This is a genomic window from Desulfomonile tiedjei DSM 6799 (genome assembly GCF_000266945.1).
In the GTDB taxonomy this organism is placed as follows: Bacteria; Desulfobacterota; Desulfomonilia; order Desulfomonilales; family Desulfomonilaceae; genus Desulfomonile; species Desulfomonile tiedjei.
The window spans coordinates 3,604,507-3,621,060 of record NC_018025.1; the positions used below are offsets into that span (position 1 = coordinate 3,604,507).

Genomic DNA, 16,554 nt, shown 5'->3' on the forward strand with positions numbered 1-16,554 from the left:
CTCAGTCCGGTTTTCCAAGGAGATTCCGAATACTGTCCAAAAGCTCGGTCATATCTCCGGATTTGACGACGTAAGCATCGGCTTTCAGCGCAGTCGGATCTCCCTGAAAATAGGGATATGCGGTGCTGATTACCACCGGTATTTTGGTATTCATCTTGTGGAATTTGTCCAAAAAGCGCTTACCGCCCATTCCAGGCATTTTGAGATCCAATACGATGATGTCGGGACGATTTCCTCGCAGGAATTTGAGTGCTTCTTCGGCATCGACTGCCTGGATCACTTTGTATCCAAGCTCTTCGAAAACCTCTTTGTATAAGAGACGCACAGAATGCTCGTCTTCAACGTGCAGGATCACGCTCATGCCGGGGAACCTCCTAATTTTTTATTCTAACACCGTGTGCCTATACAGACAATCAAAAGTTCCTATAGCTTTGATACATGTTTGCAGGCAGAGAAACAGCCGATTATCTCCCGTCGATGTTTTACAAACGTACTGGCGTGTGGTATAGAATCGCTAAAATTGCTGTCCGGCTGAAGATAGGGGATATTGGTGGGTGCCGTGCCTCCGTGCCGGCACATATTCAATATAATCAATAATATCCATGGAATAGACCGGCAGGGACGCCGGCTTCCACTAGTATCTTGTATTGGAGCATGGGATAACACGTCAGAATTTTTGAAATCGCCATAAACCGCACTGGTGTTGAATTCTTTTCGTTGTAAGAAACCCACATGAAAAATCCACGATCTCTCCTTCCAAATCCTTTGAAACCCGGTGACTGCATTGCTGTGATAGCCCCGGCCGGACCGGCTTCCGTTGAACTCCTGAAAGCCGGGATCAGATTCCTTGAGTTGAAGGGATTCCGAGTGCTCGAGGGATGTTATGTGCTTGAACAAGACGGATATTGTGCAGGAACGGATCGTCAGAGGTGTGACGATCTCAATGCAATGCTCGCCAACAGAGACGTGCGAGGAATCCTGTTCGCTCGAGGCGGATATGGAACAATGCATTTGCTCGATTCCATTCACATGCATTTGCTTGTTTCGGATCCCATCATTCTGGTCGGCATGAGCGATGTGACGGCGCTTCAGCTCTCCCTTTACAAGAGGTGCAATCTTGTCACGTTCTCGGGTCCCATGATTGCAGGCCAGGTCGCGCAGGGTCTGGATAGCATTTCAGAGACTTCGTTCATGGCTGCCCTGACTCAGCCTCTTGAAAAACGAAACCTCTGGCCGGACGAGAGCGGCGGAATTCGTGTGTTGCGGCCCGGACGAGCCTCAGGAGTGCTCCTGGGCGGCTGCCTTTCTCTGGTTACGGCATTACTGGGAACCCCTCACCTGCCTGATTTCGACGGAGCAATCCTATTTCTGGAAGACGTGAACGAACCAGCGTACAGACTGGACCGCATGCTCACACAGCTACATCTTTCCGGAATCCTGAAGAGAATACACGGCGTGCTTCTCGGGTATTTTCTGGATTCGCAAAATGGCGACCTGAGTGAGATAGTAGAGCGCATCATTCTGAAATATGTCGATGATGAGACTGTTCCCGTCGTCTCGGGAATTCCTCACGGGCACGCATTGCCGAATATCACTTTGCCCTTGGGAGCGCCAGTAACACTTGACACCTATTCCGGATCTCTTGTGGCAGATTTGCGATGGTGAGCAAAATCGTAGTGGCGGGAATTGATGCGTTCGGCTGGACGAATCTCACTTTGTCATACGGGTTCACCTGCAGGTAATTTGGTCGGTACGGAGGCCGGCCGCCACCTGCTGAACCGGGCCCGATGCCTCCAGGGAGTTCGGCATTGTTCCCGTAATGGAGAAATGGTATCACGAGCCGAGAAATGGAAAGCGTCTTGACAGGATGCTTGCCTGTGGGCTAGCATCTTCGGACACGGAGAGATGGCCGAGTGGTTTAAGGCGGCGGTCTTGAAAACCGTTGACCGAAAGGTCCGGGGGTTCGAATCCCTCTCTCTCCGCCAGTAACCCGTCTAGTCAGCAAAATCATTGCTAAGGTTGATCGCGTCGAACGCTGCTTCTCACGGAAAATCGTGTTCGATTGCAGGCCTCGGAGAGAGTGCCTGTAATATCTTTACCACACCTGCATAGATCCACACGGCGATTATAATCAGACTGAGTCCCCACGACAGAAACAACAGAGGCAGATAAGCCCAGGGCGAATATGTCATCTCGATCACGTGCTCCCCTGCCGAGACTCTGAGCGCTCGAAAACAAAAATTGGCTTTGAAGAGCTTTTGAGGTTCGTCATCTACAAAAGATTTCCAACTTCCATTATATCTTTCAGTCGCAAATAACCAGCAATCGTCAGGAGCAGTCACCTTCAGCCTTATTTTTTCGTGTTCGTACAAAAGCACTCGGACCGAGCCGTAGCTCCCGGGCCTCACCCCGTGCGTCACCTTTTGTTCATCAAGAATTCCCGAGGCCTGAGCATCGTGAATAAACAAAGGCACAGGATCGTTCATTCCGGTGGACTTGAGAGTTGTCAGGGCAGCCGTATCCGTTTCTTTCGCGAATGCAGCTTCAGGGACAAGCCAAAATCTGGGGGCCGTTTTCAGTACCTCAAGGAATCTAGAGTATTCATACGGAGGCAGACTATTGCCCACCAGAGTCTCATAAGATCTGTTGGTCATGGGAAGGTAGGCCCTGCAATACGATTTGCCATCAAATGCCCAGTAGTTGCCGGAGAAATTGGGATCGGTGTTTCTCACCCCATTGGGATCAGGCGCTGTCAGTGACTTGCTCTGCGCTTCATGTTCGATTGCCTGAATTTGTTTGAATGCTCGGGAGCCCCAGCAAATGCTTTCTTGACTTGAAATCTTGTACGCTGCAGCATCTCCTATGATGATGAGGAGAAGAAACCCCACAAGCAGTCGCTGCGATAATTGTGTTTTGAAAAGCTGAACGGAGAACCAGAACAGTGCAACAGTCACCAGAGAATAGCTCGTGCAGACAAATGCAGTCCAAAACGTGTTAGGCTCCCTGGGTATTGGAATTGCGCTGCGAACCAAGTATGTGTCAGGTACTAGCCAGGCCCATGTCAATAAGGCAATCACCGCCAAAAAGGTTGCGAGAAGGATTTTTTCCGAGCTTCCAAGTAACGTTGTTCCCTTACTTTTTTCAGAGCACGTCAGGCTATCGAAATAAGCGCCCGCGAGCACTGCTCCTCCAAACATCCAGAAAGCTTTGAACAGAGCGGTGTGTCGCCCGAATCGCAGCGCAGGAATAATATAATACGCCGGAATTCCGATTAACCCTGACGTTCCGAGTGAGAGGAGAAAGGCCACGACAATGAATACAAGCACCCATTTCCAGCGTTGTCTTAATTCCCGATTCAGTGAAACACCAATTACCGATAACACCCCGAATACACCGAAGTACCCATTGATCATAGTCAATTCCTGATTCTGGAAGTAATGCGAGTACTTGGCGATCAGAGCGGGAGCGATCAAAGACACAAGCGCATCCCAGGAAAACCTATCATGATCGAGCGCTTCGACAATCGGCAGCAGATCCACTCGGTCAGTAAAGTCCCTGCCTTCAACGAGAAACGAGACATAGGAGGGTGAAAGAATAATCCCGGCGACCAGAAACGTTATGAACAACGTGCGCACGACCATGGAAATCGGTCTGAGTCGAAGCAGACTCCACAAACAAATCATTGGCACCATGTAAATCGTGATTACAGGGTTCCCGCCCAGGGCAGAGAAGCCGGTCAATAATCCAGCAGTACAGGGATACAGAAATGTGTTCCGATTGGAATAGTCCAATAGCAACAGTATCCACGGAAAATAGCTCATCGCCACGATGCACGTAGTGTGTTCCGCATTTCCAATGAAAAAACCGTTAAATCCGAAAATTGTCGCACCGGCGATTGCCGCCAGGGGACTCATCCCGAATCTTTTCAAGAGAAAAAACAATCCCAGCATCCCCGACAGCCAGTGCCCCAACCACAATAGCTGGAAAACCTTGTACCCTCCCCCGAACAAAAGACCTGTCACGATTGAGACCGGATAATACAGCGACGTGTTTAGTTCGGCATGGAACGGAAAACCGCAATTCGGACCGGGATCCCATAACGGCCATCTACCGGATTTCAGACTTATGACGAAATAGTGAAACCAGGGCCAGTATGCATCCCAAGCATCCCACTTGAAAATACAGGTCATTGAGATCAAATCTAGATTCAAGAGGCAAGATATCGATATCAGACCGACTGCCGCACCCGCCCACTTTCCAGTGTCGTTATCCTTCTGCAATTCCAACCCCAGTGAAATTCACCGTTAGTACTTCAATACCATGCAACTGAACAGGCGACTGGAAAACCAGCATGGTTTAGCCATGCGGCACTTTTCGACTCTTCATACCATTTTGCATTCAAAAACAGGATATTGGGAGGAACTATCTTTGTAAAGAATGTCCCCCCAAAACCATTCGAGAGACTTCAATTATTCCACCGGAACCAGCATCTTTCTCACCGAACTGCTTCTTCCGGGGAGTAAGCCGAAGGCCTCACAGTGGGGATGGGAATCCCCTGAAGACGGGATTGCAAGAAGTTTTCCCGATCTTTCTTCTTCGATGGCGACCTCGAAACACGATCGCATTAGAATGTAAGCCAATGAATCGATTTCTCGGAATACCTGTTAATCTCATACTGCAGAGAAGTCATTCTCGTCAAGATATCAATTGCTCCATCAGATTTAAAACGTCCACACTCAGAGCTGGAAATCGGAAATAGCTAATATCATTTCATCAAGACAAGCATGAGATCAGGATCTCGAAAATTCATGAGAAGAGCATTTGAAAATCCCAATCGAGTGAGGCGGCGTAATTACACTTTTGCATCTGAAGATTATCGAAGTGATTTCCTTTACTTTCAGCAGCCCGGTATATGTCCCCTCGCCGTATCCGTCGTACCAGATCAAACAACCGCCTCACGCCTTTTTTAGATGCAATTGACGTGCCTGTTGTCAAAAACTGCATACATATTGGTTCTGCCGTGAATTTAATTAGAAAACAAGAACTTACATGGGGCAGAAAAGGCCCTCGCGCAAATCGCTGAATCGCAAATTTACAGTAATTGCAGCGAAGACTGCTGTTTCAACAATCTACAAGCGGGGGTAGAAACTGCACCTTACATTTGCTCCTGCATCTACGTCTTGATAGGCAACATGTTCGAGACACCAGTCTCCATAGCTACCTCCGAAAGCGGTAGTATCGTAGCCCGCCGCCACATGTGCATTCATGTATAGAGAAAGGATGCTGACCAGAGAATTGCCATATAACCCCGGAGGATTATCGCAATGAGAATTCAGTCATCGCTCAAAACGCGTCACCATTTTCGCGTCCTTCATATTCCCTGTAGAAACGCAGGAAATAATCCATTCCAGACCAGATGGTGAGGAAAAGAGCTATGTACAACAGCACAGTCCCTATAAAATGAAAATTCACCGTAACAAAGAAGAAGGTATAGTCGTAATGGATGATGAGCGGCACAATTGCTGCAAACTGAAATACAGCTTTAAGTTTGCCGACCGGACTCGGCTGAAGCGTCGTATCCCACGATTTGGTTATCGCTCGAAGCGCACTCACAGCAACTTCCCGCGTGATAATCAGCATAACGATCCACGCGGGCACTCGATCCAGCGCTATAAGCATGACGAGCGCGGAGGTTACGAGCACTTTATCCGCTATAGGATCGAGAAAACGACCAAAGGAAGATTCTAGAGAAAAACGTCTTGCAATGAATCCATCGAAGAAATCGGTTAAGGATGCCACGAAGAAAAGAAGGCCCGCCGTTGCGGAAGCAACCTTTCCGGGAAAAAACAGAAACAGGATGATAGGCGGCACCAGAACCAGTCTGCCAAGCGTGAGAAAATTGGGCAAATGCTTTTTCATTCAAATATCCCGTATTAGACCAATTTGCTTTCAAAATTAGACGAAAATCCCCTCTCCCCCCTTTATTAAAGAGGGGAATGGGGGGATTTTGAATTCAAATTGGCATTAATTGACCGACAGTTTCAAAGTCGGATCACTCTTGAATTTGAGATAATATCCCATCACCTTGTCCACATAATTGATGGTCTCGCGGTAAGGCGGGATACCGGCATATTTTTCGACTGTTCCAGGGCCGGCGTTATATGCAGCCAGAGCAAGTTTCAGATTGCCATAGGAAGCAAGAAGCCCTTTGATGTATTTCACTCCCCCGAGAATATTGTCATGCGGATCGAAAGGCTTTGTCACATTCATATCCTTCGCTGTGGACGGCATCAACTGCATGAGTCCCTGTGCGCCTTTACGTGATACCGCGTTGGGATTGCAGTTGGATTCTGCCATAATTATCGCTTTGACGAGACTTGATTCTATGTTGAACTTTTCGGCTATTTCCGACACAATTTCATCTATACTGCGCATTTTTCCTGCTTTGGAGAATTCTATCACCGGGATTTCGCCGGATTCGCTCATGTGAAAGATCCAACCGGGCCCGGATGGACGGTTGGTGAATTCTTTGGTGCCATCCTTGTGAGTCCTCATGTAGATGTCTGCATATGAAACTGTCGGAAATACCATGATCGTGCAGATCACGAGTAATCTCACCCAAACACCATGCATCGTGTTCTCCCGAATGAAAGCAAGTGTCACACGCATTCGATTTTGTCAACCCAATCGGTCTGGCCGTTTACCAGCCGGCGATAAGATCCGGCGTACTCTGCGGGTTGAGGGTTTGTCCATATGGCAAATGACATCACACTTCCCGCCGGTATACGTCACGAAAACCCGTTACCGGATCTCTCAATGGGCAAGGTCAGTTTGAAAACGGCTCCTTTGTGCGGCTGGGAGGAAACCTTCAGGGTTCCTCCATGCTCTTCAACCAATAGCAGAGCTTTGCTGAGTCCCATACCTGCGCCGCTTGTTTTTGAGGTCACAAACGGATTGAAGATCTCAGTTAGATCTTCGTTTTCTATCCCGATTCCAGTATCGGTAAACGAAACGTTGATGGAGGAACCGACACGCTTCATATCAACCTTCAGACGTCCGCCTTTTGGCATTGCCTCATAACTATTGAGAATAATATTGTAAAAGACTTCCTCCAGTGCTTCGGGATCGGCACTGATTTTCGGAATATTCGCCTCATCATTCAGCACGAAGATCACTCGATCCATCTCGGAGGAGAGCTTTTGCAGAACTCGTTGCCGCGCTTGCCGAGCAATCTCGATCAAATCTACATTACGTGCACGAAACCGGTGAAACTTCGAGAACCGTACATAGTCCTCAATGTCTTTCACCATTTTTTCCAGGCGTTTCACGTCCTTGAGAATAATATCGACGTACTCGTTTCCGGTTGGATTATCGTTCATTGTCTTTCGTAATCTCAGAGCAAATCCTCCCAGAGAGGTAAGGCAGTTTCGTACTTCGTGAGCGACCCCTTCGACGACTTTTCCCAATGAAGCCATTTTCTCCGAGTGTTTCAAGCGCCTCTCCACTTCATGGAGACGGGTCAGATCTGCAACGACTATCACAACATCCGGATTACGTCCCTGTTCTTGAATAAGGGAACTGGACAGGTATCCGGGAAAGGTTCCTCTATCCTTCTTCCGGAATATGAACTCTCCTTCGGTTTTCCCATCGCGCAACGTGTCTTTGATGAGGTTCCGGGAAAGCAGTGTCCGGGATTCGGCCTGAATGAGAAAATGAACATCGTTGTTCATGAGTTCTTCGAGAGAATAGCCCCACATCTCCGAAGCTGCACGGTTCGCGAACCGGATGTTTCCTTCCGAATCGGTGGTGAGAAGCGCCTCGTTTATGCTGCTCGCAAGCTGCGCCGCATATTTTTCATTTCGCTGGATCCGCTTCTTGAGCCTGATGTTTTCTTCCAGCGCTTTGCGGCCCGCAAGAAGCTTTTCTGCAATGGCCGCGACGCTATCCATTTCAAAGGGTTTCGACAGGTACTCGTCGGCACCGAGCTTCATTGCTTTGACAGCGATCTCCTGACTGCCGACCCCTGTCATGAGAATCACTATAGCGCGTGAAGATTTGTCCTTTATATAGCGGAGCACCTCAAATCCATCAAGTTTCGGCAATTGAAGATCAACGAGGACGAGATCGGGCTGATTCTTCAGAAAGGCGGCTTTTGCCTCTAAACCGTTGAAAGACTGAAAGACCTCATAGCCATGATCCTCAAAAACATCTTTCAGCATATTATTGAGAATCTCCGAATCATCGGCGATGAGGACTTTTCTCTGAAGGGGCCGGTTTGCCATCCCATTATCCTTGGTTCTGAAGGAATTTGTTCAGGCACTCCCGGGAGCAAAACGAAATGTACGTTCCCTTGTGTATTATGGTCACAGCATCAGCGGGTGAAATGAACAATCCGCACACCGGATCTTGGACCATGTCGTTTGCACCCGGGATCTTTTGCTCTTCACCTGGATCCGGGTCGGAACCCAGCCCAAGACTCTTCACCACTATCTTGGCAGCTTGATATCCGACGTACGCCACTGCGGACAGGACTATTAATTGCGCGATCATATTACTGCCGATTCGATTCTGCGCCCAGCGCTCTGATTGTTCCGAGTTCTTCGGGAGCAATGAAAGCGGCAAGTTCGCGAATAGTGAGCTTGGAAACGGGATGCACCGTTTCCGGGGCTATTTCGGCCAAGGGTACGAGCACGAACCCTCGTTTGTGCATCCGGGGATGAGGAATATTCAAATTGTCCTCCCGGATAACGAGATCGCCGTACAGGAGAAGGTCCAAATCGATATGACGGGATTGATCGCTCCGATGCCGGGGAGATTTGCCAAGTTTTATTTCCACGGCTTTCAATGATTCCATCAGTTCTCTCGGACTCAACGAGGTCTCTAGTTCAATCACAGCATTAAGGAACTTCGGTCCATCGTCCGACAAATCCACAGGATCGGTCTCGTACAATCGGGAATACGTCTTGATTGCAATTCCATGAGCACGATTTAGTTCGTGCAGTGCCTCTTCGAATTTCAACTCCCGGATTCCTAAATTCGAACCGAATCCGATGTAAACCTTATCCGTCATTTTTCACTATCGGGTTTACCAGGGAACCTATTCCTTCGATCCGCACTTCCACGTTGTCTCCGTGCTTCATCGGCCCTATACCGGAAGGAGTTCCCGTTGCGATGACATCTCCCGGCTGAAGCGTCATGACTCCCGAGATAAACGCGACCAGTTCCGCAGGGCTGAAAATAAGGTTCGAAGTGCGTGATCGCTGCTTCCGCTCGCCGTTGAGATATAATTCGATGCCCAGATCGGTCGGGTCTATTTCCGTGTCAATCCACGGTCCGATGGGGCAGAATGTATCAAATCCTTTTGCTCTGGTCCACTGGCCGTCTTTGGTTTGAAGATCCCGGGCAGTGACATCATTGAGACACGTGTATCCGAGAATGTAATCTCGTGCTTCGTCCAATCCGACGCGACGAGCAGTTTTTGCGATTACGATTCCCAGTTCTGCCTCATAATCCACCCGTTGGCTCTGAGGAGGCAACGATACGGAGTCGCCCGGTCCAATGACACTCGTGGAGGGCTTCATGAACAGTAAAGGTTCTTCTGGAAGAGTGAGATGCAATTCTTCCGCATGATCGCGATAATTCAATCCCACTGCTACGATCTTGGAGGGAACACACGGGGGAAGAAGCTTCACCTGATTCAACTGGAACCTTCTCGGAAACTGCTGACCGGCGGCAGGAAGAATTTCTTCGCCTTCCAGAATTCCTTCAAAGACCTGATTGTCTACACGGAATCTCAGTAGCCTCATTTTCCTGCTTTTAACCCCAGTACGTCCTGCATGTCGTACAATCCGGGAGGTTGAGAATAGATCCAGAGCGCTGCACGAACAGCTCCTTTGGCGAGCGCATCCCTGCTGTGTGCCCTGTGGATAAGCTCTATCCGCTCACCACCAGTGACGAACATCACCGTATGTTCACCGACGATATCCCCGCCGCGGACTGCCATGACGCCGATTTCATGGTTCTTTCGCTCGCCTACGATTCCCTTTCGGCCGTAGACTCCAACCTCTTCCAGGTCTCGATCCAATGCCTGTGCGGCAAGTTGCGCCAGTTTGACTGCAGTCCCGCTGGGGGCATCCTTCTTCAAATTGTGGTGAGCTTCAATTATTTCCACATCGTAAGCATCCCCCAGAGCTCGGGCTACCGTTTCCGTGAGGTTGAAAAGGAGATTGACCCCCACGCTCATATTGGGAGCCACCAGACAGCGGGTGGTAGGACCTATTTTCTCGATTTCCTTTCTCTGGGATTCGGAAAAGCCCGTGGTCCCAACCACAATTGCTTTTCCTGACTCTGTCGCTGCTTTTATATTCCTAAGAGAAGTGTCGGGTGAAGAAAAATCGACCAACACATCGCATTTTTTCAGTATTTCATCGAGATCGGAAGTAATGGGCACTGCAATGTGCCCGATGCCTGCGATTTCTCCGGCATCATTTCCCAGTGCGGGATGCTTCGGAAATTCCAGAGCACCTACTATTTGCATTTCAGGATGCTCGTGAGCAAGAGCGACAATTCTCCTGCCCATTCGACCCGCTGCACCGCAAACCGCTATTTTCATGGGATTCCCCTTTCTCAAACAAGTCCGTACCGTTCCAGAACCGTTTTGAGCTTTTCCTGGTTGGCCTGGGACATAGGACAGAGAGGTAATCTAAATTCGTTGCGGATCATGCCCATCATGCTGAGTGCGGTCTTTATCGGAATTGGATTGGTCTCAATGAACATTGCCTGACAGAGTTCGTAAATCTCGAAGTGTATTGCCCGAGCAGCCGCAATGTCCCCTTTGAGCATATGTTTCACGAGCAAGGACATCTTATCCGGAACGATGTTCGTGACCACGGAGATGACCCCTTTCCCGCCGAGAGCCATAAGCGGAAAAGTCATCTGATCGTCTCCGGAAAGCACGTCAAAATCGGAGTCGGTCAGCCGGATGACTTCGCTCATCTGAAGAATGCTTCCCGAAGCTTCTTTTACAGCAACGATATTCGGAATCCGTGAGAGCTTTGCCACGGTACTGTTCTCGATATTGACGGCGGTGCGTCCCTGTATGTTGTACAACACGATGGGGATATCCACTGCTTCCGCCACGGTCTTGAAATGCTGGAACAAGCCTTCCTGTGTAGGCTTGTTATAATAGGGAGATACCATAAGACATGCATCGGCACCGACCGACTTCGCATGCTCTGTAAGCGCAAGAGCTTCCTCCGTGCTATTCGATCCCGTACCAGCAATCACCTTCACCTGGCCCGCAACTTCCTTAACCGTAAGTTCAATAACCCGGTTGTGTTCTTCGTGGCTCAAGGTTGGTGATTCGCCCGTCGTTCCGCACGGGACGATTCCGCTAACCCCTCCGTCAATGCCGAACCGGATCAGGCGTCTCAATGCATCCTCATCCACGTGCCCGTCTTTGAAGGGGGTGACTACTGCGGTAAAAGCTCCTGAAAACATCCTTTGCTCCTTTAGCTAGTCTGGAGAATCGCGGGAGGGATGTGTTCCCCCCGGATAAGATCCTGATAACTCTCGCGGTCCCTGATGACAAAGTATCGATCTCCGTCCACGAGCACTTCGGCAGCACGGGGGCGGGAATTGTAATTCGAAGACATGGAAAAACCGTACGCACCTGCACTCATGAGTGCAAGGAGATCGCCGGTTTCAACGGCTTCCATTTCCCTGGATTGTGCCAGAAAATCGCTGGATTCACATATGGGGCCCACAAGATCGGCAACAATGCGTCCGTTCACACCATTCGTCTTGCGCGCCACTTTCCACACTGCGTGATGAGCGTTGTACAGGCTCGGCCTGATCAGATCGTTCATTGCAGCGTCTACTATGATAAAAGATTTCTCGGGACCTTGCTTTCTGAATAGGACCTGGGTCACGAGAATACCCGCATTGCCTACAAGAAGTCTTCCGGGTTCCAATATGAGCTTCACGTTGAGGTTTGCAATGCGGTCAACAATCGCCGTTCCGTACAGCGATGGAGCCGGAGGCTCTTCCTGGTCGTACGGAATTCCCAACCCTCCGCCTATGTCGAGATACTGGATGGATATACCGCGGGAGCGTAGAATGCCGATCATCTCCTTCAGACGATCGATTGCCTCCAGGAATGGCGACAGCTCTGTCAATTGGCTGCCGATGTGGCAATCCACTCCGATTGCTTCTATGCCTTCCATATCTGCGGCTCTTCCATAGAGCTCAAGGGAGCGCTCCACATCGATGCCGAATTTATTTTTCTTCAAACCCGTGGAGATGTACGGATGTGTCAGAGGATCTACATTGGGATTGACTCTGAGGGCTATTCGGGCTCGTTTTCCCAGTGCAACCGCCCGCTGATTCACAAGGTGAAGTTCCTCTTCGGATTCCACATTGAACATCAGAATTTCGGCTTTTAAAGCCTCATCGATTTCAGAGGCCTTTTTGCCTACTCCGGAGTACACGATGCGAGAAGCATCTACTCCAGCGGCCAGAGCCCGGAAAAGTTCCCCTCCGGAGACGATGTCCGTGCCGGACCCCAGGTTTGCAAAAACCCGCAGGATGGCGATATTGGAACATGCTTTCATCGAATAGCACACAATGTGGTCCACAGGGAGAAAGGGTTCCTCAAAGATCCTGAAATGACGTTCCAGTGTCCCTCGGCTGTAGATAAAAGCGGGAGTGCCCACGGCTTCACAGATTTGTCGAACAGGAACGTTTTCGCAGAAAAGTTCATCGTTTATGTACTGAAAATGATGCATGACCTTTAACCACTAGCGATTATATCTCACAGCCTCAGTAACGGCACGGCTGGACTCATATTCAGGCCTATCTTCAAAATATGCTGTTACAGCATAGCGATATGTCGCACCTCTTCGCACTTTCCTGTCGAGAAACCACGAGTCCCGTATCGGTGCGATATTGATCCTTTGGAACGCGCCATTGCCTTCCGAACGATACAGATTGTAGAAAACCCTTTTCCCGGTAATCGTAGACTGCTCCCAGGATACCCGTATTCCCGTCGTCGTGACATTAGTCCGGACATTGATAGGTGTTTCCACTTCCCCCGGCACGGTTACTCGTACGGCGGTAGAAGGCCGAGACTCTATGGAAACTTCATTCGCGACGCGAAGCGATCTTACCACATAGTAATAGGTTTTATCCTTTTCAACTGTTTTGTCCGTAAAGGACACCTCATCGGATTTCGTCGTTCCGACCTTTTTCATCTGATCCAAAGCATCGGTAGAGCCGCGATAAATCCGATATCCCTGAACAGCTTCCTTTTCACCGGGCGCAGTCCATATCAGGGTAACTGCGTTCGGGGTTGCATGTGCGTTCACGTTTTCAGGAGCCGGAGGCGGTTCCTGGAAAGTGACCGGCACCTGAGGGCTCGGTTTTCCTTCCCGCCCCTTGAGATTATAAGCGGCTACAATGTACGTGTAGACGTTTCCATGAGCTACATTCCTGTCATTGTACATGACTTTGCCGTCCACAATCTCGGCGTTCACAGGCTTTTGAAAGTCCACATTAGCGTAAGGTTTACCTTCGAATCGGCAATTCTCGCATTCTTCTCCTATTTTGCGAGACAACCGATAAATCTTGAATCCTGACAAATCCTTGAGCGGAGAACCGTCTGCATTCATCGCAGGGACTTCCCAGCGAAGCATTATACGATCCGGATACGCGAAAGCATCCACGAGTCCCATGTCTCCCGGAACGGTCGCTGTTGCCGGCCGCGGACTTGTTTTATATCCACATCCGACAAAGAGGCACACGACGAGAGCAATGCACGCAAATACACGGCCTGACGCCCTCAACCTTTCCTCTTTCTGCGGGACTTCGGCTTGTCGCCGGTTTCAGTTATCTGCTCCAGGAACAGCCTGGCAGTTCGGATCTGCTCCAAGACACTACGTCGGGAAGTTCCGCCCACATGATCGCGAGCATCCACCATTTCTTCGGGTGTGGGCAATTCCGATGAATCCTTCTTCCCCTCTTCCGAACCTGCCCGAACCAGTGCTCCAATTCGTTCGTGAGCTTCTCTGAAGGGGACCCCTTCGCGGGCGAGCCGGTCGGCAAGATCCGTAGCAGTGAGTGAAGGATCGGAAGCGGCCTCGAGCATGCGGTTCCGATTGAATTTTATCCCCGGAATCAACCCTGCCATAATGCGCAGACATCCCTGGACCGTATCTGCAGCATCGAAAACGGGCTCTTTGTCTTCCTGCAGGTCCTTATTATACGTAAGAGGCAGCGCCTTCATAGTGGTCAGGAGTGCAATCAGATCTCCGTAAACCCGACCTGTTTTGCCTCTCATCAGTTCACATGCGTCCGGATTCTTCTTCTGCGGCATAATGCTCGAACCCGAACAATAAGCATCGGGCAACTCGCAAAAACCGAATTCAGGCCCGGACCACAGGATCAATTCTTCCGAAAGCCTGGACAGGTGCATCATGACAACTGAAGCATTGAACAGGAATTCGAGAACAAAATCACGGTCCGAAACCGCATCCATTGAATTGGCGCTCACCTTGGAGAACCCCAACATAGTCGCAACGAGAACCCGATCGATGGGGAAAGTAGTCCCTGCCAGCGCCGCAGACCCCAGGGGCATCTCGTGATTCCATACCCAAGAGCTTTCAAACCTGACAAAATCTCTTAGCATCATCTGATAATACGCCATGAGATGATGTCCGAGACGAACGGGTTGCGCTCTCTGAAGATGCGTGTACCCGGGCAAAATGTAATCGACGGTTTCTTCCGCTTTGGCAACGAGAGCGGACATAAGCGCGACTATATCGTTCTTGACTACCTGGCACGTTTCAAGAACAAAGAGTCGCAAGTCGAGAATTACCTGATCGTTGCGGCTCCGTGCGGTGTGCAGTTTACCTGCTACGTCCCCGATTTTTGCCCTGAGCGTCTCTTCCACATTGATGTGCACGTCTTCCAGATCTTCCCGAAAAACGAAGCAACCTTTCTTATAATCCTCGAGGATCTCTTGAAGACCTTTTTCGATCTTCCTTGCATCCTTCGCAGGGATGATCTTTTGCGCGGCAAGCATGAGCACGTGTGCAATGCTACCCTTTACATCCTGCTCGAAAAGTCGCTTATCGAATCCTATGGAAGCATTGAAAGCTGCGAACTCGGGAGCCATCCCTTCCTTGAAGCGGCCTTTTCGTATTCCGGCAGCTTGAGGATTTTGTTTTTTCGAGTCTGATCGGTCGCGTGTAGCCATTTCGGTTCCCCAAAAAGGGTGTCCGCCCTAGGTGGACGATTTTTCCATCATTGAGCGGATTCTCAGCCTCAGAGCATTGAGCCGAATGAACCCCTCTGCGTCGGATTGGGTGTACACCCGGTCCTCTTCAAACGTCGCAAACCTGGGGTCATAGAGTGATTTATCGGAGCGTCTGCCTGTTACGGTGACATTCCCTTTGTACAACTTCAGTCGAACATCGCCCGTTACCGCACCGGCCGCTTCATCGATTGCCGCCTGGAGCATCCTTCTTTCCGGGGCAAACCAGTAGCCGTTGTATACGAGAGATGCGTATCGAGGTATCCATTCATCCTTGAGGAACATTACTTCCCGATCCAGGGTTATGGATTCCAGGGCTCTTCGTGCAGCATGGAGGACCGTTCCTCCCGGAGTCTCGTACACGCCGCGACTCTTCATCCCGACGTACCGGTTTTCCACCATATCAACCCTGCCCACTCCATTGCGACCTGCGACGGTATTGAGCGACGAAAGCAATTCCGCAGGACTTAACACTTTGCCATCAACGGCGACAGGGTCACCAGCCTTGAACGATACGGTAATCTCTTCCGGCGTATCAGGAGCCTTTCGGGGGTCCACCGTAAGCACGAACATTGTCTCCGGCGGTTCGGCCCAGGGATCTTCCAGAATGCCTCCCTCGAAACTGAGATGAAGCATGTTTCTATCCATGCTGTAGGGTTTTTCCGCGGAAGACGTTACGGGAATTCCTCTTTTTTGTGCATACGCGAGGAGATCTGTTCTGGAGCGCATATCCCATATTCGCCAGGGCGCAATTACTATGATTTCCGGGTTCATGGAAAGATACGTCAGCTCGAAACGTACCTGGTCGTTTCCCTTACCCGTGGCTCCGTGACTTACCGCATCTGCATTTGTTCTGGCAGCGAGCTCCATCTGAGACTTCGCGATACAGGGCCGTGCAATGGATGTTCCGAGAAGATAGGATCCCTCGTACACGGCGTTTGCCCGCAACATGGGGAATACAAAGTCTCTGACGAATTCTTCCCGGAGATCTTTAATTTCTATGGACTCGGCTCCCGTGGCTTTTGCCTTTTCCACCAGCGGTTCCAGCTCCTCACCCTGCCCCAGGTCCGCTGCAAAAGCCACCACAGGGCATTCGTAAGTGTCTACGAGCCATCGAAGAATAACGGAAGTATCCAGACCTCCCGAGTAAGCCAGCACAATTTTGTTTATCTTTTGTTTCACGAAACCTCCAGTGGTCTCCTGCAGAGTCTCAATCCGTCTAACCGGAATTGTGGCGTTTTGCC

Annotated in this window: 15 protein-coding genes and 1 tRNA gene; 2 read left to right on the forward strand and 14 right to left on the reverse strand. The window is 50.1% G+C overall.

The window, feature by feature from the left end:
- Position 1 precedes the first annotated feature (1 nt).
- Complete coding sequence (locus tag DESTI_RS15255; RefSeq protein ID WP_014810866.1) at positions 2 to 361, reverse strand: response regulator; 360 nt, start codon at positions 359 to 361, stop codon at positions 2 to 4.
- A gap of 371 nt (positions 362 to 732) precedes the next feature.
- On the opposite strand from DESTI_RS15255, the gene DESTI_RS15260 reads away from it, so the two are divergent.
- Positions 733 to 1,665 carry a S66 peptidase family protein gene (locus tag DESTI_RS15260; protein ID WP_014810867.1) on the forward strand — a complete coding sequence of 311 codons (933 nt, stop codon included), beginning with the start codon at positions 733 to 735 and terminating at the stop codon, positions 1,663 to 1,665.
- 234 nt (positions 1,666 to 1,899) lie between these two features.
- Positions 1,900 to 1,985, forward strand: a tRNA-Ser gene (locus DESTI_RS15265).
- A gap of 57 nt (positions 1,986 to 2,042) precedes the next feature.
- Here the strand turns inward: DESTI_RS15265 and DESTI_RS15270 are convergent.
- The 13 genes from DESTI_RS15270 to DESTI_RS15335 all read right to left on the reverse strand — a co-directional run bounded on the left by DESTI_RS15270 (position 2,043) and on the right by DESTI_RS15335 (position 16,492).
- The gene (locus tag DESTI_RS15270; RefSeq protein WP_014810868.1) at positions 2,043 to 4,190 is read right to left on the reverse strand and encodes a glycosyltransferase family protein; all 2,148 of its coding nucleotides are present in this window, start codon (positions 4,188 to 4,190) and stop codon (positions 2,043 to 2,045) included.
- Positions 4,191 to 5,343: 1,153 nt separating this feature from the next.
- The gene (pgsA, locus tag DESTI_RS15280; protein WP_014810869.1) at positions 5,344 to 5,919 is read right to left on the reverse strand and encodes a CDP-diacylglycerol--glycerol-3-phosphate 3-phosphatidyltransferase; all 576 of its coding nucleotides are present in this window, start codon (positions 5,917 to 5,919) and stop codon (positions 5,344 to 5,346) included.
- A 105-nt stretch (positions 5,920 to 6,024) separates the two neighbouring features.
- Positions 6,025 to 6,633: a lytic transglycosylase domain-containing protein gene (locus tag DESTI_RS15285; protein WP_014810870.1), complete on the reverse strand. Its 609-nt coding sequence runs from the start codon at positions 6,631 to 6,633 to the stop codon at positions 6,025 to 6,027.
- 155 nt (positions 6,634 to 6,788) lie between these two features.
- Positions 6,789 to 8,282, reverse strand: coding sequence for a hybrid sensor histidine kinase/response regulator (locus tag DESTI_RS15290; protein ID WP_014810871.1), 1,494 nt, complete (start codon positions 8,280 to 8,282; stop codon positions 6,789 to 6,791).
- Between the two features lie 4 nt (positions 8,283 to 8,286).
- Positions 8,287 to 8,550: a YHS domain-containing protein gene (locus DESTI_RS15295; RefSeq protein ID WP_014810872.1), complete on the reverse strand. Its 264-nt coding sequence runs from the start codon at positions 8,548 to 8,550 to the stop codon at positions 8,287 to 8,289.
- A 1-nt stretch (position 8,551) separates the two neighbouring features.
- Positions 8,552 to 9,070 carry a 2-amino-4-hydroxy-6-hydroxymethyldihydropteridine diphosphokinase gene (gene folK / locus DESTI_RS15300; RefSeq protein ID WP_014810873.1) on the reverse strand — a complete coding sequence of 173 codons (519 nt, stop codon included), beginning with the start codon at positions 9,068 to 9,070 and terminating at the stop codon, positions 8,552 to 8,554.
- Positions 9,060 to 9,806: a fumarylacetoacetate hydrolase family protein gene (locus tag DESTI_RS15305; RefSeq protein WP_014810874.1), complete on the reverse strand. Its 747-nt coding sequence runs from the start codon at positions 9,804 to 9,806 to the stop codon at positions 9,060 to 9,062. The genes folK and DESTI_RS15305 overlap by 11 nt, the downstream gene beginning before the upstream one ends.
- The gene (gene dapB / locus DESTI_RS15310; RefSeq protein WP_014810875.1) at positions 9,803 to 10,612 is read right to left on the reverse strand and encodes a 4-hydroxy-tetrahydrodipicolinate reductase; all 810 of its coding nucleotides are present in this window, start codon (positions 10,610 to 10,612) and stop codon (positions 9,803 to 9,805) included. The genes DESTI_RS15305 and dapB overlap by 4 nt, the downstream gene beginning before the upstream one ends.
- 14 nt (positions 10,613 to 10,626) lie before the next feature.
- Positions 10,627 to 11,499, reverse strand: a complete 873-nt coding sequence (dapA, locus tag DESTI_RS15315) for a 4-hydroxy-tetrahydrodipicolinate synthase (protein WP_014810876.1) — start codon at positions 11,497 to 11,499, stop codon at positions 10,627 to 10,629.
- 11 nt (positions 11,500 to 11,510) lie between these two features.
- Positions 11,511 to 12,785, reverse strand: coding sequence for a diaminopimelate decarboxylase (gene lysA, locus DESTI_RS15320; RefSeq protein WP_014810877.1), 1,275 nt, complete (start codon positions 12,783 to 12,785; stop codon positions 11,511 to 11,513).
- 12 nt (positions 12,786 to 12,797) lie between these two features.
- Entirely contained in the window at positions 12,798 to 13,730 is a 933-nt protein-coding gene (locus DESTI_RS15325) for a fibronectin type III domain-containing protein (RefSeq protein ID WP_157212174.1), read from the reverse strand.
- Positions 13,731 to 13,837: 107 nt separating this feature from the next.
- Positions 13,838 to 15,253: an argininosuccinate lyase gene (gene argH / locus DESTI_RS15330; RefSeq protein ID WP_014810879.1), complete on the reverse strand. Its 1,416-nt coding sequence runs from the start codon at positions 15,251 to 15,253 to the stop codon at positions 13,838 to 13,840.
- 27 nt (positions 15,254 to 15,280) lie between these two features.
- Positions 15,281 to 16,492, reverse strand: coding sequence for an argininosuccinate synthase (locus DESTI_RS15335; protein WP_014810880.1), 1,212 nt, complete (start codon positions 16,490 to 16,492; stop codon positions 15,281 to 15,283).
- Between the last annotated feature and the right edge of the window lie 62 nt (positions 16,493 to 16,554).

Bases quoted from the DNA above. Each gene is read 5' to 3' on its own strand.
- DESTI_RS15290 (WP_014810871.1), bottom strand. From the start codon at position 8,282: ATGGCAAACCGGCCCCTTCAGAGAAAAGTCCTCATCGCCGATGATTCG.
- folK (WP_014810873.1), bottom strand. From the start codon at position 9,070: ATGACGGATAAGGTTTACATCGGATTCGGTTCGAATTTAGGAATCCGG.
- DESTI_RS15325 (WP_157212174.1), bottom strand. From the start codon at position 13,730: ATGGGACTCGTGGATGCTTTCGCGTATCCGGATCGTATAATGCTTCGC.
- DESTI_RS15270 (WP_014810868.1), bottom strand. From the start codon at position 4,190: ATGACCTGTATTTTCAAGTGGGATGCTTGGGATGCATACTGGCCCTGG.
- DESTI_RS15260 (WP_014810867.1), top strand. From the start codon at position 733: ATGAAAAATCCACGATCTCTCCTTCCAAATCCTTTGAAACCCGGTGAC.
- argH (WP_014810879.1), bottom strand. From the start codon at position 15,253: ATGGCTACACGCGACCGATCAGACTCGAAAAAACAAAATCCTCAAGCT.
- DESTI_RS15305 (WP_014810874.1), bottom strand. From the start codon at position 9,806: ATGAGGCTACTGAGATTCCGTGTAGACAATCAGGTCTTTGAAGGAATT.
- DESTI_RS15285 (WP_014810870.1), bottom strand. From the start codon at position 6,633: ATGCATGGTGTTTGGGTGAGATTACTCGTGATCTGCACGATCATGGTA.
- dapA (WP_014810876.1), bottom strand. From the start codon at position 11,499: ATGTTTTCAGGAGCTTTTACCGCAGTAGTCACCCCCTTCAAAGACGGG.
- DESTI_RS15255 (WP_014810866.1), bottom strand. From the start codon at position 361: ATGAGCGTGATCCTGCACGTTGAAGACGAGCATTCTGTGCGTCTCTTA.
- lysA (WP_014810877.1), bottom strand. From the start codon at position 12,785: ATGCATCATTTTCAGTACATAAACGATGAACTTTTCTGCGAAAACGTT.
- DESTI_RS15295 (WP_014810872.1), bottom strand. From the start codon at position 8,550: ATGATCGCGCAATTAATAGTCCTGTCCGCAGTGGCGTACGTCGGATAT.
- pgsA (WP_014810869.1), bottom strand. From the start codon at position 5,919: ATGAAAAAGCATTTGCCCAATTTTCTCACGCTTGGCAGACTGGTTCTG.
- dapB (WP_014810875.1), bottom strand. From the start codon at position 10,612: ATGAAAATAGCGGTTTGCGGTGCAGCGGGTCGAATGGGCAGGAGAATT.